General features: G+C 70.8%; 24 protein-coding genes. 16 read left to right on the forward strand and 8 right to left on the reverse strand.

The window, feature by feature from the left end; genetic code table 11:
* Positions 1 to 2: 2 nt before the first annotated feature.
* The 3 genes from IS481_RS16865 to IS481_RS16875 all read left to right on the forward strand — a co-directional run bounded on the left by IS481_RS16865 (position 3) and on the right by IS481_RS16875 (position 5,102).
* Positions 3 to 2,840, forward strand: a complete 2,838-nt coding sequence (locus IS481_RS16865; protein WP_104356328.1) for a hybrid sensor histidine kinase/response regulator — start codon at positions 3 to 5, stop codon at positions 2,838 to 2,840.
* A 323-nt stretch (positions 2,841 to 3,163) separates the two neighbouring features.
* Positions 3,164 to 4,639, forward strand: a complete 1,476-nt coding sequence (locus IS481_RS16870) for a phosphatase domain-containing putative toxin (RefSeq protein WP_232529346.1) — start codon at positions 3,164 to 3,166, stop codon at positions 4,637 to 4,639.
* Between the two features lie 58 nt (positions 4,640 to 4,697).
* Positions 4,698 to 5,102 (forward strand): roadblock/LC7 domain-containing protein, encoded by a 405-nt coding sequence (locus IS481_RS16875; RefSeq protein WP_104356329.1) that lies wholly within the window; start codon positions 4,698 to 4,700, stop codon positions 5,100 to 5,102.
* Between the two features lie 58 nt (positions 5,103 to 5,160).
* Here IS481_RS16875 and IS481_RS16880 read toward each other — a convergent pair whose 3' ends face one another.
* Together IS481_RS16880 and lplT are read right to left on the reverse strand one after the other, a co-directional pair.
* The gene (locus tag IS481_RS16880) at positions 5,161 to 6,081 is read right to left on the reverse strand and encodes a DMT family transporter (protein ID WP_104356330.1); all 921 of its coding nucleotides are present in this window, start codon (positions 6,079 to 6,081) and stop codon (positions 5,161 to 5,163) included.
* An 87-nt stretch (positions 6,082 to 6,168) separates the two neighbouring features.
* A complete protein-coding gene (gene lplT, locus IS481_RS16885; protein WP_104356331.1) occupies positions 6,169 to 7,446 on the reverse strand; it encodes a lysophospholipid transporter LplT in 1,278 nt (425 codons plus the stop codon).
* 190 nt (positions 7,447 to 7,636) lie between these two features.
* Between lplT and alr the strand changes: the two genes are divergently transcribed.
* On the forward strand, positions 7,637 to 8,749 hold the full coding sequence (gene alr, locus IS481_RS16890) for an alanine racemase (protein ID WP_104356332.1): 1,113 nt from the start codon (positions 7,637 to 7,639) through the stop codon (positions 8,747 to 8,749).
* Between the two features lie 46 nt (positions 8,750 to 8,795).
* Positions 8,796 to 9,197 carry a hypothetical protein gene (locus tag IS481_RS16895; protein WP_147280039.1) on the forward strand — a complete coding sequence of 134 codons (402 nt, stop codon included), beginning with the start codon at positions 8,796 to 8,798 and terminating at the stop codon, positions 9,195 to 9,197.
* Positions 9,198 to 9,288: 91 nt separating this feature from the next.
* Here IS481_RS16895 and IS481_RS16900 read toward each other — a convergent pair whose 3' ends face one another.
* The 3 genes from IS481_RS16900 to IS481_RS16910 all read right to left on the reverse strand — a co-directional run bounded on the left by IS481_RS16900 (position 9,289) and on the right by IS481_RS16910 (position 11,149).
* Positions 9,289 to 9,840 carry a hypothetical protein gene (locus tag IS481_RS16900; RefSeq protein WP_146079509.1) on the reverse strand — a complete coding sequence of 184 codons (552 nt, stop codon included), beginning with the start codon at positions 9,838 to 9,840 and terminating at the stop codon, positions 9,289 to 9,291.
* The gene (locus IS481_RS16905; protein WP_146079510.1) at positions 9,815 to 10,162 is read right to left on the reverse strand and encodes a hypothetical protein; all 348 of its coding nucleotides are present in this window, start codon (positions 10,160 to 10,162) and stop codon (positions 9,815 to 9,817) included. The genes IS481_RS16900 and IS481_RS16905 overlap by 26 nt, the downstream gene beginning before the upstream one ends.
* A gap of 264 nt (positions 10,163 to 10,426) precedes the next feature.
* On the reverse strand, positions 10,427 to 11,149 hold the full coding sequence (locus tag IS481_RS16910) for a hypothetical protein (protein ID WP_104356335.1): 723 nt from the start codon (positions 11,147 to 11,149) through the stop codon (positions 10,427 to 10,429).
* Between the two features lie 255 nt (positions 11,150 to 11,404).
* On the opposite strand from IS481_RS16910, the gene IS481_RS16915 reads away from it, so the two are divergent.
* The 7 genes from IS481_RS16915 (at position 11,405) to IS481_RS16945 (ending at position 16,997) form a co-directional block, all read left to right on the forward strand.
* Positions 11,405 to 11,887 carry an acyl-CoA thioesterase gene (locus tag IS481_RS16915; RefSeq protein ID WP_104356336.1) on the forward strand — a complete coding sequence of 161 codons (483 nt, stop codon included), beginning with the start codon at positions 11,405 to 11,407 and terminating at the stop codon, positions 11,885 to 11,887.
* Between the two features lie 25 nt (positions 11,888 to 11,912).
* Complete coding sequence (locus IS481_RS16920; RefSeq protein WP_104356337.1) at positions 11,913 to 12,281, forward strand: hypothetical protein; 369 nt, start codon at positions 11,913 to 11,915, stop codon at positions 12,279 to 12,281.
* Positions 12,282 to 12,308: 27 nt separating this feature from the next.
* Positions 12,309 to 13,667 carry a DNA repair protein RadA gene (gene radA, locus IS481_RS16925; protein ID WP_104356338.1) on the forward strand — a complete coding sequence of 453 codons (1,359 nt, stop codon included), beginning with the start codon at positions 12,309 to 12,311 and terminating at the stop codon, positions 13,665 to 13,667.
* A gap of 112 nt (positions 13,668 to 13,779) precedes the next feature.
* Positions 13,780 to 15,297, forward strand: coding sequence for a BCCT family transporter (locus tag IS481_RS16930; RefSeq protein ID WP_104356339.1), 1,518 nt, complete (start codon positions 13,780 to 13,782; stop codon positions 15,295 to 15,297).
* Positions 15,298 to 15,360: 63 nt separating this feature from the next.
* Positions 15,361 to 15,687 (forward strand): antibiotic biosynthesis monooxygenase family protein, encoded by a 327-nt coding sequence (locus IS481_RS16935; protein WP_104356340.1) that lies wholly within the window; start codon positions 15,361 to 15,363, stop codon positions 15,685 to 15,687.
* A gap of 66 nt (positions 15,688 to 15,753) precedes the next feature.
* A complete protein-coding gene (locus IS481_RS16940) occupies positions 15,754 to 16,524 on the forward strand; it encodes a metallophosphoesterase family protein (RefSeq protein ID WP_104356341.1) in 771 nt (256 codons plus the stop codon).
* A gap of 56 nt (positions 16,525 to 16,580) precedes the next feature.
* Positions 16,581 to 16,997, forward strand: a complete 417-nt coding sequence (locus IS481_RS16945; protein ID WP_104356342.1) for a hypothetical protein — start codon at positions 16,581 to 16,583, stop codon at positions 16,995 to 16,997.
* On the opposite strand, the gene IS481_RS16950 is transcribed toward IS481_RS16945, so the two are convergent.
* From IS481_RS16950 to IS481_RS16960, 3 genes are all read right to left on the reverse strand, one after another.
* Positions 16,994 to 17,389 (reverse strand): DUF488 domain-containing protein, encoded by a 396-nt coding sequence (locus IS481_RS16950; protein ID WP_104356343.1) that lies wholly within the window; start codon positions 17,387 to 17,389, stop codon positions 16,994 to 16,996. The genes IS481_RS16945 and IS481_RS16950 overlap by 4 nt on opposite strands.
* A gap of 62 nt (positions 17,390 to 17,451) precedes the next feature.
* Positions 17,452 to 18,381: a LysR family transcriptional regulator gene (locus IS481_RS16955; RefSeq protein ID WP_165908672.1), complete on the reverse strand. Its 930-nt coding sequence runs from the start codon at positions 18,379 to 18,381 to the stop codon at positions 17,452 to 17,454.
* A gap of 121 nt (positions 18,382 to 18,502) precedes the next feature.
* Positions 18,503 to 19,447 (reverse strand): AraC family transcriptional regulator, encoded by a 945-nt coding sequence (locus IS481_RS16960; RefSeq protein ID WP_232529349.1) that lies wholly within the window; start codon positions 19,445 to 19,447, stop codon positions 18,503 to 18,505.
* A 179-nt stretch (positions 19,448 to 19,626) separates the two neighbouring features.
* Here IS481_RS16960 and IS481_RS16965 point away from each other — a divergent pair, with 179 nt between their 5' ends.
* The 4 genes from IS481_RS16965 to IS481_RS16980 are packed head-to-tail and all read left to right on the forward strand — an operon-like array spanning position 19,627 to position 23,078.
* Entirely contained in the window at positions 19,627 to 20,490 is an 864-nt protein-coding gene (locus IS481_RS16965) for a metallophosphoesterase (RefSeq protein WP_104356346.1), read from the forward strand.
* 39 nt (positions 20,491 to 20,529) lie between these two features.
* Positions 20,530 to 21,453: a branched-chain amino acid transaminase gene (locus IS481_RS16970; RefSeq protein WP_104356347.1), complete on the forward strand. Its 924-nt coding sequence runs from the start codon at positions 20,530 to 20,532 to the stop codon at positions 21,451 to 21,453.
* A gap of 16 nt (positions 21,454 to 21,469) precedes the next feature.
* Entirely contained in the window at positions 21,470 to 21,688 is a 219-nt protein-coding gene (locus tag IS481_RS16975; RefSeq protein ID WP_104356348.1) for a zinc-finger domain-containing protein, read from the forward strand.
* A 22-nt stretch (positions 21,689 to 21,710) separates the two neighbouring features.
* The gene (locus IS481_RS16980; RefSeq protein WP_104356349.1) at positions 21,711 to 23,078 is read left to right on the forward strand and encodes a TAXI family TRAP transporter solute-binding subunit; all 1,368 of its coding nucleotides are present in this window, start codon (positions 21,711 to 21,713) and stop codon (positions 23,076 to 23,078) included.
* Position 23,079 lies beyond the last annotated feature (1 nt).

A 23,079-nucleotide genomic window follows, 5' to 3' on the forward strand; every position in this document is an offset into this window, starting at 1 on the left:
CGATGACGCAACTCGACCAGTTGTTGCAGGTGCTGCAGGAGGAGTTCAGCCTGGCCGCGCCGGAGATCGACGCCGCGCTGATGCACTGGCTCAGCGACGGCCCCGCCGGCGTGCCGCACGCCCAGGCCGCCGCGACGCTGTACGGCCGCCTGGCCCAGGCCTGCCGGCTGGTCGGCCTCGAAGGCGCGGGCATCGTGTTCGACCTGCTGCGCGACACGGCCGAGCTGGGCGGCGAGCTGGAAGGCGAGGAACTGGGCCTGGTGCTCGGCTGGCTGTCGGGCTGGCAGCCCCCGCTGGCCGGCTACATCGACCGCCCGGCCGACGCGGCGGCGCTGGAGCCCCTGCTCGCCTTCCTCGCGCGCAGCCCGGCGATGCTCAGCGAGGAACAGCTCGGCCAGCTTGACACGCTGCTGCGCCAGCCGCCGGCGCTGCCGCCGGAACTGCAGGCCTGCACCACGCCCGATTCCGGCCTCGCGACGCTGTCGGACGAGGACGTCTCGCTCACCGTGCCGGGCGACGTGGATCCGGCGCTGTTCGACGCCTTCCTGCAGGACGCCCCCGGCCAGCTCGAGACGCTGGGCAACGCGGTGCGCGCGCTGGCCGAGGGACGCGTCGACCTGGACGCGCTGCAGGAGGCGCGCCGCGCGGCGCACACCTTCAAGGGCAGCGGCAACATCATCGGCATCCGCGGCGTCGGGCGCCTGGCGCACCGCATCGAGGACGTGCTCGACCACGCCGTGGCCTGCCGCGGCGAGGTGCCGCCGGCGCTGGCACGCGACCTCGAACAGGCGGTCGCCTGCCTGGACCAGATGGTCTACGCGCTGCGCGGCGAGGAAGCCGCCCCCGACAACGCGCTGGCCTGGCTGGACCGGCTCGGCCAATGGGTGCGCGCGATCAAGCAGGACGCGGTCGAGACGCTGGCGCCGCAGACCCTGCCCACGCCGCTCGACCCGCCGGCGGCCGCCGTGCCCGCCCCGGCCGCGCCCCGGCCTGCCGGCGAGGGCACGCCCGCCGCCGTCACCCCGCCCAACCCGGCGGCCCCGACGCTGCGCATCGGCGTCGACCGCCTCGACCGGCTGATGCGCCATGCCACCCAGTCGCTGGTGCACCACGGCCGGCTCGAGGAACACATGCGCCGCATCGAGGAGCGCCTCGCGCAGCTCGAGTCCAGCAACCGCCAGCTGCGCGACCGGCTGCGCGACCTCGAGATCGCGATCGACCGCCAGGGCGTGAGCCTGCAGGCCCACGCACAGGCCGAAGGCTCGCAGTTCGATCCGCTCGAGATGGACCGCTACAACGAGCTGCAGACCCTCTCGCGCTTTGCCGGCGAGACCGTCGCCGACGAGGTCGAGCACGCCCGCGCCGCGCGCGCCGAAGCGCAGCAGGCGCTGCAGGCGCTGCGCAAGCAGGGACAGGAGCTGGTCGGCCAGCACCGCGAGCTGCTCGGCGCGCGCCTGGTGCCGGTGCGGCAGGTGGTGGCGCGCCTGCGCCGCAACGTGATCCAGACCGCCGCGGCCACCGGCAAGGAAGTGCGGCTGGAGATCGAGGGCGAGCACGTGCAGGTCGACACCGACGTGCTGGACCGCCTGACCGAGCCGCTGCTGCACCTGCTGCGCAACGCGGTGGACCACGGCATCGAGCCGCCCGACGAGCGCGAGGCCGCCGGCAAGCCGCGCACCGGCACCGTGCGGCTGCGCTTCACCCGCGAAAGCCAGGTCATCCGCGTGGAATGCCGCGACGACGGCCGCGGGCTGGACCACGCCGCGATCCGCGAGCGTGCCGCCGGCCTCGGCCTGGTCGAGCGTGACGCGCAGCTCGACGAGACGGAACTCGCGCGCCTGATCCTGCTGCCCGGCTTCTCGACCCGCACCGAGGTGACCGAGATCTCCGGCCGCGGCGTCGGCCTGGACGTGGTGGCCGACCGCCTGCGCGGCATGAAGGGCCGCATCGACATCCACAGCGTCGCGCGGGCGGGCACCACCTTCGTGCTGCAGGTGCCGGCCACCACCGGCGTGCAGCATGCGCTGCTGGTCCAGGTCGACGAGCAGGTCTACGCGCTGCCCAGCGATGCGGTGGTGATGGCGCTGGCCGCCGGCCAGGGCACGGTGGCGGTGGGCGCCCAGGGCCCGGTGTTCCGCTACGGCGGGCGCGAGCTGCGCTACCAGAAGCTCGCCGCCTGGCTCGGCCTGCCCGTGGGCGACGGCGGCACCGGCGCCCGCCCGGTGGTCATCGCGCGTGGCGCGCACGGCGAGGTCGCGCTGGAGGTGGACCGCATCGTCGACTCGCGCGACCTGATCCTGCAGGACATCGGCCGCCTGCTGCGCCGCGTGCGCGGCCTGGCCGGCGGCGCCTTCCGCCCCGACGGCCGCCTGCTGCTGCTGCTCGACCTCGAGGCACTCGAGCACGCCTCGGCCTCGCCGGTGCGGCGCGAGGCCTCGGCGCAGCTGCGCCGGCGCATGACGATGGAGCGCAAGCACGTGCTGGTGGTCGACGACGCGATCTCGGTGCGCCAGACGCTGCAGCAGCTGCTGCACGATGCCGGCTACGACGTCACCACCGCGCGCGACGGCTTCGATGCGCTGGACGCGCTGATCCGCCGCAAGGCCGACGTGGTGCTGACCGACCTCGAGATGCCCAACCTCAACGGGCTGGAGCTGACGCGCCGGCTGCGCGAGTCGCGCCTGTGGAAGGACCTGCCGGTGGTGATGATCACCTCGCGCGCCACCCACAAGCACCTCGGCAGCGCCGAAGCGGCCGGCGTCGACGTGTTCCTGACCAAGCCCTACGCGGACGAGGAACTGCTCGCCGAAGTGCGCCGCCTCACCACCGAGGCGCGCTGACGCGCGGCGTGGCTGCCCCTTGCCGCGCTGCACGCGAGTGCGCCAGGCGCACCATCGCGTGGCATAAATCAAACATCAGAGGGAAAAACCTAAGATCAGAAGAATTACCGCACGATATCGGCCCGAATTTTCCGCAACGCGTTGTTGCGGTGCGGCACGCAGCACCAGAATGGCGCCTGCTTGCGCCCCCGGCCCGGGGCGGAGCACCGCCTGTTCGCCTGATCCGTCCCCTGCTGCACGTGTCCGCGTCCCCCGTCCTCCCCTCTGCCGAGTCGGCCCACGTCTACGAGAGCCACGCCGTCCTGAGCGTCCAGCATCTCGGGGTGGCGTTCGGCACGCGGGTCATCCTGGCCGACGTGGATTTCGAACTCGAGGCCGGAGGCCTGCACGTGCTGATGGGCCCGATGGGCACCGGCAAGTCCACGCTGCTGCGCTCGCTGGCCGGCCTCAACCGCCGCAGCACGCGCTTCGCGGGCTGGGGCAAGGTGGTCTGCCTGGGCCGGCAGCTCGCGCCCCATGAATGGGGCAGCGACGAACGGCTGCAGCTGGTCCAGCAGCAGCCGCGCTTCCTGATGCTGACCGTGCTGGAGGTGCTCGCCGAGGCGCTGCGCGCGCAGCATGGCCCGCTGACGCCGGCGCAGACGGCCGAGCAGTCCGAGCAGCTGCTGCGCGAACTCGACCAGACCGCGCTGCTCGCACACCTGCGTCGCCGCGTCGTCGACCTGGACACCAGCCTGCAGCGCGCCGTCGCGATCCTCGCCGCCGCCGCGCGTCGCCCCAAGATCCTGATGATCGACGAGCCGGCCACCGGCCTGTCGGACTACGACGCGCACGGCCTGTTCGACCTGATCCGGCGGCTGCGCGCCGACGCCACCGTGATGGTGGTGCTGCACAACCTGCGCCATGCGCGCTCGCTGGCCACCCACATGATGCTGCTGGCCGGTGGACGGATCCAGGCCAGCTGCAGCGTCGACGAATTCTTCGACCGCCCGCCCAACGCGGTGGTGCGCCAGTTCGTCACCACCGGCAGCTGCCACCTGCCTGCCCCGGACGCCGACCCGAGCACGCTGGCCGACGACGCCACGCCACCCCCGCCGCTGCCCGAGGCAGCGCTGCACGCCATCGCCGCCGCGCGCCGCCAGGACGAGGAGGCCGCCGCCGCGCCACCGGCACCTGCCGCCGCAGCCGCACCGCCTCCGGCCGTCGCGACCCCGGCGCCGGCCCCCGCGGTGCCCGCACCGCCGGTGCGCCGCTACAAGGTGCTGCAGACCAACAACGGCTTCGAGCTGGCCAACAGCATCGCCGCCACGGCCCTGCCCAGCTCGCTCGCGCCGCGCGGCTTCTCCTGGGTGGTGCCCGGGCGCCTGGCCGGCTGCCCGATGCCGGGCGCGGTGGCCGACATCGACTACGACCTTGCGGCGCTCAAGCGCGTGGGCATCACCAAGCTGATCACGCTGACCGAGCGCGACCTGGACCAGGCCGCGCTGCGCCGCCACGGGCTGACCAACCTGCACCTGCCGATCCGCGACCGCGAACCGCCCACCGTCGCGCAGACCCACATGCTGCTGACCCACATGCAGCGCCTGCTCGACAAGGGCGAGTCGCTCGCGGTGCACTGCCTCGCCGGCCTCGGCCGCACCGGCACCGTGCTGGCCGCCTGGCTGATCCGCGAAGGCGGCCTGGCCGCCGACGAGGCGCTCAAGCGCATCCGTCGCATCGACCCGGCCTTCGTGCAGAGCCAGGAGCAGGAGCAGTTCCTGTTCGCCTACGAGCAGGCGCTGACGCAGCAGCTGCTCTGAGGCGCCCCGCTTTCCCCTCTTCCATCCACTTCCACATCCATATCAAGGGAGCCCTTCCATGAGCCTCGAGTCCGCCCTGCAAACCGCCGTGTCCAGCATCCCCGAATGCGTTGCCGCCGGCTTCGTCGACGTGTCCTCCGGCATGCTCATGGCGATCAAGACCGTCGATTCGCACCCGCGCGAGGTCATCGACCTGGTGGCGGCCGCGACGGCCGACCTGTTCAACGGCCCCAACGTCTCCCTGATCGAGAAGCTGTTCAAGCGCTCCCGCGGCGTGGCCGACGACGGGCACCACTACTTCCAGGAAATCATCGTCAACAGCGACAACCTGATCCACGTGTTCATCCGCGGCAAGGCCAACCCGGAATACGTGGCGGTGTTCGTCTGCCGTCGCTCGGCCAACCTCGGCATGGTGCTGACCAAGTCGCGCCTGGCCATGCCCCAGCTCGAATCCGCGACCTGAACTCCGCCCCCGCGACGCGGCCCTCGCCGCGTCGTGCCCCGGCCTGCGGCACCCCGCCCTAGGCCGGACCGGAGCGCTGCGCGCCCGCTGCCTTCGCGCCCAGGCGGGCCGGCCCCAGCGCCGCCAGCAGCGCGGCGCCCACGATCAGCGCCCCGCCGGCCAGTGTCTGGCCCCTGAGCACCTCCCCGCCCCACAGCACCGACGAGATCGAGGCGAACACCACCTCGGTCAGCATCACCACGGCCGTCACCTGCGCCGGCAGGCGCGCGGCACCGAACTGGTAGGCCATGTTGGAGCACACGAAAGTCAGCGCCAGCCCCACGGCGATCGCCAGCCAGCCCCACTGCGGCACGGGCGGCGGCGTCACGCCGCGCGCCGGCCCCAGCCCGGTGGCCAGCACCAGCGCCATCGCCACGCAGCCGGTGAGCATCGCCAGCGCACGCCCTTCCTCGCGCGTGCGCCCGGCCAGGCGGCGCAGCATCACGCTGTTGGTCGCGAAGGCCAGGCCCCCGAGCAGGGCCAGCCAGTCCGCCAGCCCGTGCGGCACCGGCCACGGCGCGCCCTCGGGCTTGAGCACGATGGCCGCGCCGGCCAGCGCCAGCACCACGCGCAGCAGCCCGTGCAGCGTGAAGTGCTCGTTGAGCAGCACGCGCGCCAGCAGCACCGACCACAGCGGCATCAGGTAGAACAGCAGCACCACGCGCACCACCTCGCCGATGCTGACGGCCCAGTTGAACGCCGCGTTGGTGGTGCCCGAGGCCACCGAGAGGATCCACAGCTGCGGCTGGCTCAGCAGCTGACGCAAGCCCTGCGGACGCCAGGCCAGCAGCGCCAGCGCCGCGATGGCGTAGACGATGACGGTGCTCCACAGGGGGTGCAGCCCGCGCGCATGCAGCTCGCGCAGCGGCCACCAGGACAGGCCCCAGACCAGGGCATTGAGCAGCAGTGCAGGAATCGACCAGGGGGAACGCGTCGGCATCCCACCATTGTCGCGGAGCGGCAATGTCCGCTCCGGTGTGCGCCCACCGGCACGACCTCGGCCGGTGCGCCATGCGGGCGAAGGAAATCAGTGGTGGTCGCTGCGCGCCAGTTCCAGCAGCTTCTCGACCTCGTCGGCGTGGCGCTCGAGGTTGCGCTCGTGCCAGTGCTTGATCAGCCACATGGTGCCGGCCACCACCAGCCCGAACATCGTGATCGCGCCGAAGGCCGACAGGCCGAACTTGGTCAGCGCCGCGTAGAAGGCGCCCAGGCCCAGGATGCAGGCCTGCTCGTTGAAGTTCTGCACCGCGATCGAGCGGCCCGCGCCCATCAGGTTGTGGCCGCGGTGCTGCAGCAGTGCGTTCATCGGCACCACCAGGTAGCCACCCAGCCCGCCCAGCAGGATCAGGAAGGGCGCGGCCAGCCAGGCGTTGGTGATGAAGTTGAGCACGATGACCAGCAGCCCCATCGCGATGCCCAGCGGGATCACGCGCGTGGCCACGTCCAGCCGCATGTGCAGCGAGGCGATCACCGCCCCGACGGCGGTGCCCACCGCGACCACGCCCACCAGCGACGAGGCCTCGGTGGTGCCGTAGCCCAGCGCCACCGCGGCCCAGGCCAGCACGATGTAGCGCAGATTGCCCGACACGCCCCAGAACAGCGTCGTGGTCGCCAGCGAGATCTGGCCCAGCTTGTCGCGCCACAGGCGGCGGTTGCAGGTGCGGAAGTCGCGCACCATCTCCAGCAGCGTGCCCGGCAGCGGCTGCAGCGGTGCGTCGGTGCGCGGGATGTAGAGGTTGAACAGCGCCGCGACCACGTACAACAGGATGATCGACGCGATCGCCGCCTCAGCCGGCGTGTCGATGCCCAGGTGCACGCCCGGCAGCTCGATCGCGAGCAGGTACGGCGCCACCGCCGGGCCGACCAGCTGGCCGCCCAGCAGCACGCCCAGGATGATCGAGGCGATCGTCAGCCCCTCGATCCAGCCGTTGGCCTTGACCAGTTGCGACGGCGGCAGCAGCTCGGTGAGGATGCCGTACTTGGCCGGCGAGTAGGCCGCCGCGCCCAGCCCGACGATCGCGTACGACATCAGCGGGTGCGTGCCGAACAGCATCATCAGGCACCCCACGACCTTGATCGTGTTCGAGATGAACATGACCTTGCCCTTGGGGATGAAGTCCGCGAAGGCGCCGACGAACGGGGCCAGCACCACGTAGAACAGCGCGAACATCGGCACCAGCGCGGCGCGCTGCCATTCGGCTGCGCCGGACGTGCGTAGCAGTTCCACCGCCGCGACGAACAACGCGTTGTCGGCCAGCGAGCTGAAGAACTGCGCCGACATGATGGTGTAGAAGCCTTTTTTCATTCAAATCACTGCAAGCACTCGGCTTCTTTCGGCGGTCGTGTGGGCTTTTCGTGAACTTCTCGCGATCAGGTCGCGGCGTGCGCCAGGGGGGCGCCCGCCCGGCGCGCCCGGCTTTATAGCACGCTCAATCCCGTGATCCGGGCACAAATCCCGCACTTGTTCGGCGTGGCCGCTGGCAGAATCGGCGTTCATGCCGCGCCCGATCCAAGCCCTCATCCATCCCGACGCATTGGCCCACAACCTGGCACGCGCCCGCGCCTGTGCACCCGGCGCCAAGGTCTGGGCGGTCGTCAAGGCCAACGCCTACGGCCATGGCATCGAACGTGCCTACCCCGGGCTGCAAGGCGCCGACGGGTTCGCGCTGCTGGACCTGGCCGAGGCCGAGCGCATCCGCGCGCTGGGCTGGCGGGGCCCCATCCTGCTGCTCGAGGGCTGCTTCGAGCCGCGCGACCTGGAGGTCTGCTCCCGACTCAACATCTGGCACGTGGTGCACTGCAACGAGCAGATCGACTGGCTCGCCACGCACAAGACCACCTGGCCGCACCGCGTGTTCCTGAAGCTCAACACGGGCATGAACCGCCTCGGCTTCACGCCCGGCGCGTTCCGCACCGCGTGGATGCGGCTGTCGGGCCTGACGCAGGTGGACGAGATCTCGCTGATCACCCACTTCTCCGATGCCGACACCGACACCGGCATCGAGCACCAGGTGGCCGCCTTCAACGCCGCCACCGAGGGCCTGCCCGGCGAGCGCTCGCTGGCCAACAGCGCCGCGGTGCTGCGCTTTGCCGCCGCGCGCCCCGACGTGCGCGGCGACTGGGTGCGCCCCGGCATCCTGGTCTACGGCAGCTCGCCCGACTTCCCCGTGCGCACGATTGCCGACTGGAACCTGCGCCCCGCGATGACGCTGCGCTCGCGCGTCATCGGCGTGCAGCAGCTGCAGCCCGGCGACACGGTCGGCTACGGCAGCACCTTCCGCGCCGACGCGCGGACGCGCATCGGCGTGGTCGCCTGCGGCTATGCCGACGGCTACCCGCGCCACTGCGGCACCGGCACCCCGGTGCTGGTCGACGGCGTGCGCACCCGCCTCGTCGGGCGCGTCTCGATGGACATGATCACCGTGGACCTCACCCCCGTGCCGCAGGCCGGCCTGGGCAGCGAGGTCACGCTGTGGGGCCACGGCCCGCGCGGCAGCCTGCTGCCGATCGACGAGGTCGCCCAGGCCGCCGGCACCGTGGGCTATGAACTGATGTGCGCGGTGGCGCCGCGCGTGCCGGTGGCGGTGCAGGAACTGCAGTCCGACTGACGCCCCGCGCCCACCCGGCATGACGGCCGCACTGCTGACGCTGCTGTTGCTGTCCCCGCTCTTCGCCGGTTTTCTCTGGCTCGTCTACCGGCAGTGGCGCGACCACGGCCTCGCGCCGCCCGGGCCGCAGCAGGCCGCCGCGCTGGTCGTGCTGCTCGGACTGTACGCCGCGATGGCCCTGCTCGACTGGGCGGATCCCTGGACGGCGTGGCTGAACACCCTGCCCTCGCCGGCCGCCCACCGCATCCTGCCCGCCGTGTGGGCGGTGTACAGCCTGCCGCTGTGGGCCACGACGCTGGTCTGCTGCCCGCAGGCGGCACGCGACGGCGGCGCCTGGCTGTCGCCCCGGCTGGGTGCGGTGTCGCTGCGGGGCTACCGGATGGTCGGGTGGGGGTTGCTGGGCTGCAGCGTGGTCGTCTTTGGTGTGCTGGTGGGGGCGGGTCATTGAGGTGGCCAGAGGCCGGCCCCACCCGCAGGCAGCCATCCCCCATCCGACACCGGCCGTCCGCGTCCCCCGGTCAGGGGGCGTGGGCCAGCCATCACTGACGCGAGCGCAATCGATCCAGCAGGCTCACGAAGTCAAACGGTTGCTGCAATTCGGGGATGCTTTCCAGCTTCTGGCGAAGCTCCTCGCTCAAGTTGGCGTAGTCGGACACCTCCCGTTCCAGCGCCATGCGTTCCCGCTCAAGAAGCTGTGCGACGTAACGTTCGCTCTTCGGGTCCACAGAAACGCCGGCGCGTTGCGCGACATCCCGGTAAACGCCATAAGCAACCATCAGTTGCCCTTTGGCAGGTGCTTCGCAGGCACTGACGGCACGAACAGAAAGAACGAAGGCCGCAACCTCCTGTTGTTTTTGGCTGAGGCCCATCCTGTTGAATACGTCGGCCCGGACTTCACGCCGTTGCGCCTGCATGCAGAGATCCACGCGCCTTTCAAATTCGCTGCGTGCTGCCTGGTATCGCTGGTAAGCGTGGTGCACTGCCCGCCCGGAGAGGCCGTCTCGCTCTTGCTGGGCTGCGAACACGGCGGTTGCCCCGAAGAGCGCCAACGTCAACACCGGGCACTTAATGCGTCGCCGCAGCGCATCCATGCAATATGCCTCGTGCAAACTCCCTCCAGAACGTCGACTCTTGTCCCACGGTGTCCAGCGCAGCGAGCTGCGCAATACGAACAATGACGGCGCGCTCGATCGTCGGCACCGCCGCCATGGCTCGCGCCATCATCTCAAAATCCGTCGACTGGATGTTATAGGCTGCTTTCAGTGCATCATTGCCGAGAAAGATGTTCACGAACGCGCCTGCAGGAACCATCACCTGCAGCATCGTCGCCAGATGATGCTTTTTTCGTATCTCCTCGATCGCGGCCTTGCTGCGAGGCCCGAACGTGACGCCAGTGACGGTTCGGCACTGCACTCGCCCCTCCCCTTGGTATCCGTGTCAGTGCAGGATTATCTGGATCGGCGAAGAGTCTTTATGTATCGGTCAGTTTCCAGACCTTTCCATGCACAGCCGCGAATCCCACCACTCCTGCTCGGCAGGGCGCTTCCGCGCAAAGTCATTCCAGCAACGCTGTCGAATTCCGGCGGCTGGAAGCCCTGACGCTTTCAAACGAGCGAGCCGACACCTGGCTGCACCGGCCGTGCCCGCAAAAAAGGGGCACGGCAGCCAGAACGTCCCTTAGTTGTACGCGCACATGTTCGCCGCGATCGCCGAAATCACCGAGTTCCCGTCCAGCACGAAGTCGGACTTGCTGACCTGCTGGCCGCTGAAGTCGAGCTCGTGGACGGTGCCGTAGCCGCGCCGGCAGTCCGCCAGCGGCACCACGAATTCGCCGTAGTCGGTGGTGTCGGCCGTGACGTCCTCGAACGCGAACAGCACGTGCAGGGCCTGCTGGCCGTCGTAGGGGGCCTTGCGCACGGTGTCGGTCTTCAGCGAAAAGCGGTTGCCCGTGCCCTTGGCGGTGGCGACGACCTTCCAGGTGCCTTCGGCCTCCACGCGCGAGCGCTTGCCGGTCTCGCTGTCCCAGCTGGCGCAGGCCGCGCTGCCCAGCGCATCGACCACGGTGTCGCCGAAGCGCACGAACTGACCCTTGTTGACGTACTGGCCCTGCGTGTCGTTGTAGTAGACGTAGCCGTAGCCCTTGGGGCAGGACTCGAGCAGCACCACCACCTGCCCGTAGCTATAGGTGTGCTTTTTCTTGTCCTCGAGCTGGTAGACATAGGCGTAGCCGTTGCCCTTCTTGCCGTCCACGTTCGTCACGCGACCGCTGCCGGTCTTGCCGTACCAGGCGGCCGCATCGGTGGCCGCCAGCTCCACCCACCTGGCGTCGGCCTCCTCGGCGATCGCCGCCCCCATCAGGCTCACCCCGGCCACCAGCGGCCACACGCACTTCGCAATCACGATTGGGTCCTTCTTCGGTCAGTCCAAACAGAAAAGGCGCCGGCTCGAACCGGCGCCCTGCCCCCCCTGCTTTCGGCAGGCAACGGCCTGCCCTTGAGGGTACAACACCCCTGCGGTGCGGCCGCGCACGCCGCCGTCCGTGCGAAACGTCCGCCCGCCCGGGCCCGCGGCCGCCAGCGGCGGGCCCCCGCCCCCTGCCCCGGGCCGGACGGGGCTGGCATCATGACGCCCTGGGCACCACCTTTCCCGCATCCCATGGAGCACCTTCCCTCCCACCAACTGACCATGACCGTGCTGATGACGCCGGACATGGCCAACTTCTCGGGCAACGTCCACGGCGGCACCATCCTCAAGCTGCTGGACCAGGTGGCCTATGCCTGCGCAAGCCGCTATGCGGGGCGTTACGTGGTGACGCTGTCGGTGGACCAGGTGATGTTCCGCCAGCCGATCCATGTCGGCGAGCTGGTGACGTTCCTGGCCAGCGTCAACTACACCGGCACCTCGTCGATGGAGGTGGGCATCAAGGTGGTGGCCGAGAACATCCGCACGCAGGTGGTGCGGCACGCCAACAGCTGCTTCTTCACGATGGTGGCGGTCGACGACGCCGGCAAGCCGGTGGCGGTGCCGCCGCTGCAGCCGCGGACGCCCGACGAGAAGCGCCGCTTCGAGGCGGCCAAGGTGCGCCGCCAGCTGCGGCAGGAACTGGAACAGCGCTACAAGGAGATGCGCGGCAGCTGAAGCCGCGCGCATCGAGGAGCCCGACATGGCAATCAGCTGGATCACCGCATTCAAGGTCATCCCCTGGGGCGACGTGATCGAGGCCACCCCGGCCATCGTGCGCGGAGCCAAGCAGCTGTGGAGCAAGGTGCGCAGCGAGCCGCCTGCACCGCCTGCCGAGGCGATCGCCGACGGCACGCCCGAGCAGCGCCTGGCGGCGCTGGAAGCGCGCGTGCAGCATCTGTCCGACGAGCTGCACGCCTCGTCGGAGCTGATCGAGCAGCTGGCGCAGCACAACGCGCGGCTGGTCGATGCGGTGCAGACGCTGCGCGTGCGCACCTGGGTGCTGGCCGCGCTGGTGGTCGTGCTCGGCCTGGGGCTGGTGGCGCTGGCCGTCGTGCGCGCGGGCGGGTGAGACGCGCCGCCCGGTGACAATCGCGCCATGGCCAAGGAAAAGACCGTCTACACCTGCACCGAATGCGGCGGCACCAGCCCCAAGTGGCTGGGCAAGTGCCCGCACTGCAACGCCTGGAACACGCTGGAGGAAACCGTCGCCGAAAGCGCCGCGAAGCACCGCTTCCAGGCGCTGGCCAAGTCGGCCCCGGTGACGACGCTGTCGGAGATCGAGGCGGTCGACGTCGCGCGCACGCCCACCGGCATCGACGAGCTGGACCGCGTGCTGGGCGGCGGCATCGTCGCCGGCGGCGTGGTGCTGATCGGCGGCGACCCGGGCATCGGCAAGTCCACGCTGCTGCTGCAGGCGCTGGATGCGCTGAGCCACCAGGTGCGCACGCTGTACGTCACCGGCGAGGAGTCCGGCGCGCAGGTGGCGCTGCGCGCGCGCCGGCTGGGGCTGGACGGCTCCAGGGTGCGCGTGCAGGCCGAGATCCAGCTGGAGAAGATCCTCGCCACCATCGAGGACGAGAAGCCCGCGGTCGCGGTGATCGACTCGATCCAGACCATCTATTCCGACCAGCTCACCTCCGCCCCCGGCTCGGTGGCGCAGGTGCGCGAGTGCTCGGCGCAGCTGACGCGCACGGCCAAGGCCACCGGCACGGCGATGGTGCTGGTGGGCCACGTGACCAAGGAAGGGTCGCTGGCCGGCCCGCGCGTGCTGGAGCACATCGTCGACACCGTGCTGTACTTCGAGGGCGACACCCACAGCGCCTTCCGCCTGGTGCGCGCGTTCAAGAACCGCTTCGGCGCGGTCAACGAGATCGGCGTGTTCGCGATGACCGAGCGCGGCCTCAAGGGCGTGGCCAACCCGAGCGCGATCTTCCTGTCCACGCACGGCGAGCCGGTGCCGGGCTCGTGCGTGCTGGTCACGCTGGAGGGCACACGCCCGATGCTGGTGGAAGTGCAGGCGCTGGTGGACAGCTCGCCCATCCCCGCGCCGCGGCGCCTGTCGGTGGGGCTGGAACAGAACCGGCTTGCGATGCTGCTGGCGGTGATGCACCGCCATGCCGGCATCGCCTGCTACGACCAGGACGTGTTCGTCAATGCGGTGGGCGGCGTGCGCATCAGCGAGCCGGCCGCGGACCTGGCGGTGATGCTCGCGATCCAGAGCAGCCTGCGCGGCAAGCCACTGCCGCGCGGGTTCCTGACCTTCGGCGAGGTGGGCCTGGCCGGCGAGATCCGCCCCGCCCCGCGCGGCCAGGAGCGCCTGAAGGAAGCGGCCAAGCTGGGCTTCAGCGTCGCGGTGGTGCCCAAGGCCAACGCGCCCAGGCGACCGATCGAGGGGCTGACGATCCACGCGGTCGAGCGGGTCGAGCAGGCCATCGAGCTGGTGCGAGGGTTGTAACCGAGACACCGGGCAAAGTCTCACCGCGATACTGCGGCATTGCGCACGGCCATGCGGCCGGCGCACGGCTTGCGCTTTAGGATGCGCTCCTTTTTCCGCGAAGGAGACGCCGATGCAACTCATCCTCTCTGCGGGTGTGATCCTGGTGGTGGTGCTGTGGGGCCTGGTGGCCCCGCAATCGCTGGCCCAGGCCTTCACGATGGCGCTCGACGCCGTGACCCGCAACTTCGGCTGGTTCTACCTGTGGGTGGTGCTGGGCCTGGTGCTGATGGCACTGCTGCTGGCCTTCAGCCGCTACGGCGACCTCAAGCTCGGCGGCGAGGACGACGAGCCCGAGTTCTCGCTCGGGGCGTGGTTCGCGATGCTGTTTGCCGCCGGCATGGGCATCGGCCTGGTGTTCTGGGGCGTGGCCGAGCCGATCTCGCACTACACCAGCCCGCCGCCCAGCGTGGCGCCGCACACGCCCGAGGCCGCCAACGCCGCGATGCGCTACACCTTCTTCCACTGGGGCCTGCACCCGTGGGCGGTGTACAGCGTCGTGGGCCTGGCGCTGGCCTTCTTCCAGTTCCGCCGCAACAAGCCGGCGCTGATCAGCGCCGCCACCGACTCGCTGCCCTGGCATGCAGTGCAGCGCCTGTCACCGCTGTTCAACGTGCTGGCCATCGTGGCAACGGCCTTCGGGGTGGCCGCTTCGCTGGGCATCGGCTCACTGCAGATCAACAGCGGCCTGCACAAGGTGTTCGGCGTGCCGGTGGGCATCGGCTGGCAGCTGCTGATCATCGCGGTGACCACGGTGGCCTTCCTGACCTCGGCCATCAGCGGGGTCGAGCGCGGCATCAAGTGGCTGTCCAGCGCGAACCTGGTGCTGGCCGCCGGGCTGGCGCTGCTGGTCACCCTGGTCGGGCCGACGGTGACCATCATCGACACCTTCACCAGCACGCTGGGCGCCTACATCAGCGAGTTCGTGCGCATGAGCCTGCGCATGACGCCGTTCCGCGACAGCACCTGGGTGGGCAGCTGGACCATCTTCTACTGGGCCTGGTGGGTGTCGTGGTCCCCGTTCGTGGGCCTGTTCATCGCGCGCGTCTCGCGCGGGCGCACGATCCGCGAGTTCGTCGTCGGCACCGTGCTGGCGCCCACGCTGGCCGGCTTCCTGTGGTTCGCGGTGTTCGGCGGCACGGCGCTGCAGCTGGAGATCTTCCAGGGCGTGCCGCTGTCGGAGGCGGTCTCGGCCGACGTGTCCACCGCGATGTTCGCGATGTTCGACGCGCTGCCGCTGGGCCTGCTGATGTCGGTGGTCGCGACGGTGCTGGTGGTGGTGTTCTTCGTCACCTCGGGCGACTCGGCCACGCTGGTGCTCGGCATGATGAGCAGCGGCGGCAACCCCGACCCCGGCATGCGGGTGAAGCTGGTCTGGGGCCTGCTGATCGCGGGCATCGCGGCCAGCCTGCTGCTGACCGGCGGCGTGCAGGCCGTGCAGACCGCCACCATCGTGTTCGCGCTGCCGTTCGCGCTGGTCATCGTGCTGATGGCGCTGGCGCTGTGGCTCGGCGTGCGGCACGACTGGCGCGAGGAGCAGCGGCGCGAGCGCGAGCTGCGCCGGCGCATGCGCGAGATGGTCTCGCGCTGAGGGGTGCACGGTGGGGGGCTTTCGTGGTGCAATGAGGCCCCGCCCGCCTGCTCCGCAACGACGATGAGCCAGCCCGCGCGCACGCCCGAGCCGCCCTACTATGCGGTCATCTTCACCAGCCTGCGCACGCCGGGCGACCACGGCTACGCCGGGATGGCCGAGCGCATGGTGGAGCTCGCCGCGCAGCAGCCGGGCTTCCTTGGTGTGGAAAGCGCCCGCGGTACCGACGGCCTGGGCATCACGGTGTCGTACTGGCGCTCGCTGGAGGACATCGCCGCCTGGAAGGCGCACGCCGAGCACCGCGAGGCGCAGCGGCTGGGCCACCAGCAGTGGTACAGCGCCTTCGAGCTGCGCATCGCCAAGGTGGAACGCGCCCGCAGCAAGCGCTGACCGGGCTGGCCGGCAGCCGCCCGCGCCGGTAAAGTGGGCGGGTCGACCCGCTGCCTGCGAGCTGCCATGCGACTGGCCCTGATCTCCGACATCCACGGCAACCTGCCCGCGCTCGACGCCGTGCTGGCCGACATCGTCGCCACGGGCGTCGACGCGATCGTCAACCTGGGCGACATCCTGTCCGGCCCGCTGTGGCCGGCCGAGACGGCCGAGACGGCCGAACGCCTGATGCCGCTGCGGCTGCCCACGGTGCGCGGCAACCACGAACGCCAGCTGCTGCAACCGCTGGAGCAGCTGGGCCGCACCGACCGCCACACGGTCGAGCGCCTGCAGCCCGGGCACCTGGCCTGGATCGCCGCGCTGCCCGCGACGCTGCGCTGCGCCGAAGACGCGGTGCTGTGCTGCCACGGCACGCCGGGCAGCGACCTCACCTACGGCATGGAATCCCTGGAGCCCGCGCGCCAGCCCGGCGGGCGGGCCGCGGTGCGCGCCGCCACCGAGGAGGAGGTGCGCACCCGCATGGGCGACGTGGCCGCGCAGGTGATCGTCTGCGGGCACAGCCACGTGCCGCGCGTGATGCAGCTGGCCGACGGGCGCCTGGTGGTGAACCCCGGCAGCGTCGGGCTGCAGGCCTACGACGACGACCACGGCCAGCCACACCGCATCGAGACCGGCGCCCCGCATGCCCGCTATGCGGTGATCGAACGCGAGATGGCCGGCTGGTCGGTGCAGCTGCGCGCCGTGGCCTACGACTGGGAGGCCGCCGCGCGGCAGGCCGAGGCCCACGGCCGCCCCGACTGGGCGGTCGCCCTGCGCACCGGGCGCATGGCCCGCTGAGCGCGTTGCGGGCATCCACATCGCGGCCGGGCGCCAACCTCACTACCATCGCGGGCATGAATCCGGTGATCGGCTGGGCGCTGGCCATTGCAGCGCTGGTGGTGGGTTGGGTCGGCTACGGCTGGCAGGGTGTGGTGTTCGCGTTCACGTTCATCGTGTTCTGGCTGCTGCTGCAGTTCAACAAGGCGGTGCGCGTGATGCGCAGTGCGGGCCACGCGCCGGTCGGCTACATCGGCAGCGCGGTGATGCTCAATGCCCGGCTGAAGCCCGGCATGAGCATGATGGAGATCGTGACGATGACGCGCAGCCTGGGCCAGAAGCTCGGCGATGCCCCCGAGCAGTATCGCTGGACCGACCCGGGCGGCTCGCACGTGACGGTCGAGATGCGCCGCGGCAAGGTCGCGCGCTGGTCGCTGTGGCGCCCGCCGCAGGCGGACGACGACACGCCGGCCCCGGACGCGTCGGCGTCCTAGGCGAACTGCGCGCCGCGCTCGGCCAGCAGCGCGCGCAGGATCGAGCGGTGGCAGCGCGATTCGTCCTCGCAGTAGCAGCCCACCGAGAAGTTGGTCTGGTGCGACAGCGCCGCCAGCAGGTCCAGCGTGCGGCTGGGGTCCGGCGCGGCCAGCTCGGCGCGGAAGCGCTTCTCGAACGCCTGCCAGGCGCGCGCGTCGCCCGAGCGCTGCGCCTCCTGCGCCAGCTTCATCGTCTCGACGCTGGGCGCCAGGTTGGGATACCAGAGGTCGTACCAGTCCTGCGCGGCGTACTCGCTCTTGGGCACCCCGCGCGGCGGCCGGCGCACGGTGCCCAGCCGCAATCCTTCGTCGGGCGCGCGCGGCGTGCCCAGCCTGACCACTCTCACAGCCATCGGCGTCTCCTCGCCATCGCGGACGAGACGCGAGCTTAACGGCTGCCCGGCCGCAGCGCTGCTCAGGCGAGCGCCGGCACCGGTCCCGGCAGCGCCGCGGGCGGAGGCGCGTCGAAGGCCTCGGCGAAGCGCTCCATCAGCCGCCGCACGCGCAGCGGCTGGCGCCGCGAGCAGTAGGCCAGGTGCACCCCGACCGGCGCCGGCCCCCAGGCGCCCAGCACCTGCTGCAGCTCACCCTGCTGCAGCGCCGGCTCCGCAAGCGCCGCCGGAAGCAGCGCCAGCCCCGAGCCGTGGCGGGCGGCAGCCAGCAGCGCATGGGTGTCGCTGGCCTGCAGGGTCGCGGGCACGTCGATCTCGATCGCCTGCTGCGTGACCGGGTGGCTGAAGCGCCAGGCGCGGCTGCGTCCGCGCACGCCGTGCACCAGGCAGGCGTGCTGCGCGAGGTCCGACGGCTGGCGCGGCAGGCCGCGGCTGCGCAGGTAGTGCGGCGCGCCGTAGACGCCGAAGCGCACCTCGCCGGCGCGGCGCGCGATCAGGCTGCCCGGCAGCTCGTCGGCCACGCGCACCGCAAGGTCGATCGATTGCGCCACCAAATCCAGCGGCTCGTCGGTCAGCAGCAGCTCGACCTGCACCCGGGGATGCTCGGCCATGAAGCCCGACAGCACGGGCGCGAGCGGCAGCACGCCGAAGTAGCTCGGCGCGGTGAGCCGGATCGCCCCCGCCATGTCCGAGGCGCTCTGGCTGCTGGCCGCGGTCAGTTCGGCGTAGCTGTCGAGCAGCCGGCGGGCGCGTTCGAGCACGTCCAGTCCTTCGGCCGTCAGCGCGACGCGGCGCGTCGTGCGCTGCATCAGGCGCACCCCCAGCACGGCCTCGAGCTCGCGCACCGAGCGCGAGACCACCGGGTTCGACAGGTTCAACGCTTCGGCCGCCTTCACGAAACTGCGCTTGTCGGCCACCGTCTTGAAGATCTCGAGGGCTTTGAGTCGGTCCATGGCACAAGTGTGGGCCGCGCGTGCTGCACCGCGGTAGCGCGTTCCTGCGCACTTCATGCGCGATCCTGCAAGCACGCGAAAGCGGGAAGAAACAGGAAAGAAGAAGGCGCGCGCGCGGCGCTCAGGTGGGCAGGCCGGTCTGGCGCAGGTAGCGGATGTCGTGCGCCGGCGGACGGCCGAACAGGCGCACGTATTCACGGCTGAACTGCGAGGGACTTTCGTAGCCGACGCGGTGCGCGGCGGTGGCCGCCGACACGCCTTCGGCCAGCATCATGCGGCGCGCCGCCTGCAGGCGCAGCCGCTTCTGGTACTGCAGCGGGCTCATCGCGGTGACCGCCTTGAACTGATGGTGCAGCGAGGAAATGCTCATGTGCACGCTGCGCGCCATGTCCTCGATGCGCAGCGGCTCGCGGTAGTGCTCGTGCAGCCAGGCGATCGCGCGCGCGACGCGCTGGCTGCGGCTGTCGGGCGTGGCCATCTGCGCCAGCCGCCAGCCGTTCTCGGAGGTCAGCAGCCGGTAGAGGATCTCGCGGATCGCCAGCGGCGCCAGCGCCGGGATGTCCTGCGGCGTCTCCAGCAGCCGCACCAGGCGCAGCACCGCGTCGAGCAACGGCGTCGGCGTCACGCCGGTGAACACGCCCAGCGCGCAGTCCTCGTCGTCCTGCGGCGAGGGCAGCCGGCCGGCGTCGATCATGAGCGAGGCGATCTCGCGCGGGTCGAAGTTGAGCCGGAAGCTGAGGTAGGGCGCATCGGGCGCGGCGCCCAGCACCTGGCCGGTCAGCGGCAGCTGCTGCAGCGCGCAGAAATGGTGCCGGGTGTCGTATTCGGCCAGCTCGTCGCCCAGCCAGACACGCTTGCGGCCCTGCGCGATCAGGCACAGCGACGGCTCGCAGACATTGTGGATGGCGCGGATCTCCTGCGAGGAACGCGCCAGGTACATGCCAGGGATGGCCGTGGCGTGCAGCCCGTCCTCGGGCACCTGCCGTTCGATGCAGGCGGCCAGCTCGGCTCGGCGCAGCACGGCCTGCAGGGCGTCGTCGTCGGCGCCCTGGCGATTCGGGAGCACGGATATCGACATGCACGCAGCATAGGCCGCCGCGCGCGCCGCGCGCCATACCCCTGATGCCGGAATTGCAGGATCGGGCAAGAACGCCGCACTGGGCGGCAAGCCGCCGGCGCCGGTATGCTGCAAGGCGCGCCGCCCGCGATGCCGGCGGCGGACCCGGCCTGCCACCCGATTCCCCCATGCGCCTGCAACTGCTGTCCGACCTGCACCTCGAGACCCAGCCCGACTTCGTCGCCCCGGTGGTCCCCGGCGCCGACCTGCTGGTCCTGGCCGGCGACGTCGGCTCCTACCAGTCCGGCTCGCAGCTGGCGGAGGACGACTTCGGCCTGGGCCGCTTCTCGCCGCGCCGCGGCGCGCCCTGGAAGCGGGTGCTCTACGTGCCCGGCAACCACGAGTACGACGGCCTGGAGTTCGACACCGCCCACGCCCGGCTGCGCGCGCTGTGCGAGGAGCTGGGCATCGTCTGGCTGGAGCGCGAGGTCCTCGAGCTGGAAGGCATCCGCTTCGTCGGCTGCACGCTGTGGACCGATTTCGACGCGCTGGCCGCCGGCGCGCCGGCGGCCGAGGCGCTGGCACAACGCGGCAAGGCGTTCCGCGCGGCGGACTACTACCTCAGCCGCAACACCACGCTGCGCGACGGGCGGCCGATGCTGGCCGCCGACCTGCGCGAGCTGGGGCTGGCCAGCCAGGCCTGGCTGGAGCAGGTCCTGCGCACGCCGCATGACGGCCCGACGGTAGTAATCACACACTTTGCCCCGTCGCTGCGCAGTGCCGACCCGCGCTACGGCGTCACGCCGGCCACGGCGGGCTTCTGCAACGCGCTGGACCACCTGCTGCCCCACGCCGACCTGTGGCTGCACGGGCACCTGCACTGCCGCAACGACTATGTCGTCGAGGGCGAGCACGACGGCCGCCACTGGCGTTGCCGGGTCGCGGCCAACCCGCTGGGCTATGCCCGCAAGGGCGAACAGGCGGCCTTCCGTGCCGACTTCTTCATCGACCTGCCCAACGAGCTGCAGGCGCTGCGCGGTGCGCAAACGTAAAATCCTTGGTTTCTCGACCCCAAGACTGAGGAGTCCATCATGTCGATGGCTGACCGCGACGGAAAGATCTGGCTCGACGGCGAACTGGTGGAATGGCGCGACGCCAAGATCCACGTGCTGACCCACACGCTGCACTACGGCTGCGGCGCCTTCGAAGGCGTGCGCGCCTACAACACGGTCAACGGCACCGCGATCTTCCGCCTGCGCGAACACACCGAGCGCCTGTTCAACAGCGCCAAGATCCTGCGCATGAAGATCCCCTTCTCGTTCGAGCAGGTGATCGAGGCGCAGAAGGAAGTCGTGCGCGCCAACCAGCTGGAGAGCTGCTACATCCGGCCGCTGGTCTGGCTGGGCGACGAGAAGCTGGGCGTCAGCCCCAAGGGCAACCGGGTGCACCTGATGGTCGCTGCCTGGGCCTGGGGTGCCTACCTGGGCGAAGAGGGCATGAAGCGCGGCATCCGCGTCAAGACATCGAGCTTCACGCGCCACCACGTCAACATCACGATGACGCAGGCCAAGACGGTGTCGAACTACACCAACTCGATCCTGGCCAACATGGAAGCCACCGACGACGGCTACGACGAGGCCCTGCTGCTGGATTCGGCCGGCTTCGTCTCCGAAGGCTCGGGCGAGAACATCTTCATCGTCAAGAACGGCGTGGTCTACACCCCCGACCTGTCGGCCGGCGCGCTCAACGGCATCACCCGCAACACGATCTTCTCCATCTGCGCCGACCTGGGCCTGAAGATCGTCGAGAAGCGCATCACCCGCGACGAGGTCTACATCGCCGACGAGGCCTTCTTCACCGGCACCGCCGCCGAAGTGACCCCGATCCGCGAGCTGGACCGCGTGCAGATCGGCGCCGGCGAGCGCGGCCCGGTCACCGAGAAGATCCAGAACGCGTTCTTCGACGTCGTCAACGGCCGCAATCCCAAGTACGCCGAGTGGCTGACCCAGGTCTGAACCAGCAAGGACAGCGATGAGCGCCACCCCGAAGAGCTTCGTGAAATCGGTCGTCGAGGTATCGGCCAAGGACCTGCAGGGCCACGGCGTCGTGTTCTGCCCGAACCCGAAGATGCCGCTGTGGAGCAACCACCCGCGGGTGTTCCTGCAGGTCGCGGCCGAAGGTGAAGCCCGCTGCCCCTACTGCGGCACGGTCTACCGGCTGAAGGCCGGCGAGAAGGTCCACGGCCACTGAGCCGGCCTGCCCGCCGCGCCGCATGAGTTTTTCGCGGCTCAAGCTGCTGATCCTGTCGCTGCGCGACCTGATCCCGGCCACCGCGCCGGTGATCCTGGTCGCGCTGCTGCTGGTCGCGGGCGCCTTCTGGCTCCTCGACCCCACCCCGCCCAAGCGCCTGGTGCTGGCCACCGGCGCGCCGCAAAGCGCCTACGAGGTGCTCGGCCAGCGCTACCGCGACGCGCTGGCACCCTACGGCATCCACGTCGAGCTGCGCCCCTCGGCCGGCTCGGCGGAAAACCTCGACCTGCTGCTCGCGCCCGACTCGGGCGTGGACATCGCCTTCGTGCAGGGCGGCACCTGGCGCCCGCCGCCGGGCGAACACGACCCTGAGGACCTGGGGCTGGTCTCGCTGGGCAGCCTGTTCTACGAACCGGTGTGGCTGTTCTACCGCGAGGACAGCGCGCAGCAGCTGCTGAAGAAACCGCGCCTGGAGGCACTGCCCGAGCTGCAGGGCTGGCGGCTCAACGCCGGCGCGCCGGGCAGCGGCGTCAAGGTGCTGGCCCAGGAGCTACTCGAGCTCAACGCGATCGAGGCCTCCGCGCTGCAGCTGAGCCACCTGGCCAACACCCCGGCCGTCGTCGAGCTGCTCGAGGGCCGCATCGATGCGCTGCTGTTCGTGTCCTCGCCCGACTCCCCGCTGGTGCAGATGCTGCTGCAGACGCCCGGCATCCGGCTGTTCAGCTTCGCGCAGGCCCAGGCCTACGCACGCAAGCTGCCGTACCTGTCGGCGGTGACGCTGCCGCGCGGCGTGGTGGACCTGGGCCGCGACCTGCCGGCCGAGGACGTGCAGCTGATCGCCCCCACCGCCTCGCTGGTCGCGCGCGACGGGCTGCACCCGGCACTGGTGCAGCTGTTCATGCAGGCGGCCACGCGCATCCACGGCGAGCCCGGCTGGTTCGCGCGCAAGGGCGAGTTCCCCAACGCCACGGGCACCGACCTGCCGCTGTCGGGCGAAGCCGCGCGCTACCTCAGGAGCGGCGCGCCGTGGCTGCAGCGCTACCTGCCGTTCTGGGTGTCCAATCTGGTCGACCGCATGTGGGTGGCGCTGGTGTCCATCATCGCGGTGCTGATCCCGCTGTCGCGCCTGGTGCCGCCGCTGTACGAGTTCCGCGTGCGCTCGCGCGTGTTCCGCTGGTACGCGCGGCTGCGCGAGGTCGAGGCCGAGCTGGAGCGGGGCAGCGCCGACCCCGACGAGCTGCTGCGCCGGCTCAACGACATCGAGAACCGCGCCACGCGCGTGACGCTGCCGCTGTCGTATGCGGACGAGCTGTACGCGCTGCGCCAGCACATCGACCTGGTGCGCGGCAAGCTCAAGGCCGCCGCCCCCGCACCGCGGGCCGGCACCTGAC

The organism is Caldimonas thermodepolymerans, assembly GCF_015476235.1.
In the GTDB taxonomy this organism is placed as follows: domain Bacteria; phylum Pseudomonadota; class Gammaproteobacteria; order Burkholderiales; family Burkholderiaceae_C; genus Caldimonas; species Caldimonas thermodepolymerans.

Coding starts and splice junctions, on each gene's coding strand:
- IS481_RS16865 (WP_104356328.1), top strand. CDS start 3: ATGACGCAACTCGACCAGTTGTTGCAGGTGCTGCAGGAGGAGTTCAGC.
- IS481_RS16875 (WP_104356329.1), top strand. CDS start 4,698: ATGAGCCTCGAGTCCGCCCTGCAAACCGCCGTGTCCAGCATCCCCGAA.
- IS481_RS16880 (WP_104356330.1), bottom strand. CDS start 6,081: ATGCCGACGCGTTCCCCCTGGTCGATTCCTGCACTGCTGCTCAATGCC.
- lplT (WP_104356331.1), bottom strand. CDS start 7,446: ATGAAAAAAGGCTTCTACACCATCATGTCGGCGCAGTTCTTCAGCTCG.
- alr (WP_104356332.1), top strand. CDS start 7,637: ATGCCGCGCCCGATCCAAGCCCTCATCCATCCCGACGCATTGGCCCAC.
- IS481_RS16900 (WP_146079509.1), bottom strand. CDS start 9,840: ATGGATGCGCTGCGGCGACGCATTAAGTGCCCGGTGTTGACGTTGGCG.
- IS481_RS16915 (WP_104356336.1), top strand. CDS start 11,405: ATGGAGCACCTTCCCTCCCACCAACTGACCATGACCGTGCTGATGACG.
- IS481_RS16920 (WP_104356337.1), top strand. CDS start 11,913: ATGGCAATCAGCTGGATCACCGCATTCAAGGTCATCCCCTGGGGCGAC.
- radA (WP_104356338.1), top strand. CDS start 12,309: ATGGCCAAGGAAAAGACCGTCTACACCTGCACCGAATGCGGCGGCACC.
- IS481_RS16930 (WP_104356339.1), top strand. CDS start 13,780: ATGCAACTCATCCTCTCTGCGGGTGTGATCCTGGTGGTGGTGCTGTGG.
- IS481_RS16935 (WP_104356340.1), top strand. CDS start 15,361: ATGAGCCAGCCCGCGCGCACGCCCGAGCCGCCCTACTATGCGGTCATC.
- IS481_RS16940 (WP_104356341.1), top strand. CDS start 15,754: ATGCGACTGGCCCTGATCTCCGACATCCACGGCAACCTGCCCGCGCTC.
- IS481_RS16945 (WP_104356342.1), top strand. CDS start 16,581: ATGAATCCGGTGATCGGCTGGGCGCTGGCCATTGCAGCGCTGGTGGTG.
- IS481_RS16950 (WP_104356343.1), bottom strand. CDS start 17,389: ATGGCTGTGAGAGTGGTCAGGCTGGGCACGCCGCGCGCGCCCGACGAA.
- IS481_RS16955 (WP_165908672.1), bottom strand. CDS start 18,381: ATGGACCGACTCAAAGCCCTCGAGATCTTCAAGACGGTGGCCGACAAG.
- IS481_RS16965 (WP_104356346.1), top strand. CDS start 19,627: ATGCGCCTGCAACTGCTGTCCGACCTGCACCTCGAGACCCAGCCCGAC.
- IS481_RS16970 (WP_104356347.1), top strand. CDS start 20,530: ATGTCGATGGCTGACCGCGACGGAAAGATCTGGCTCGACGGCGAACTG.
- IS481_RS16975 (WP_104356348.1), top strand. CDS start 21,470: ATGAGCGCCACCCCGAAGAGCTTCGTGAAATCGGTCGTCGAGGTATCG.
- IS481_RS16980 (WP_104356349.1), top strand. CDS start 21,711: ATGAGTTTTTCGCGGCTCAAGCTGCTGATCCTGTCGCTGCGCGACCTG.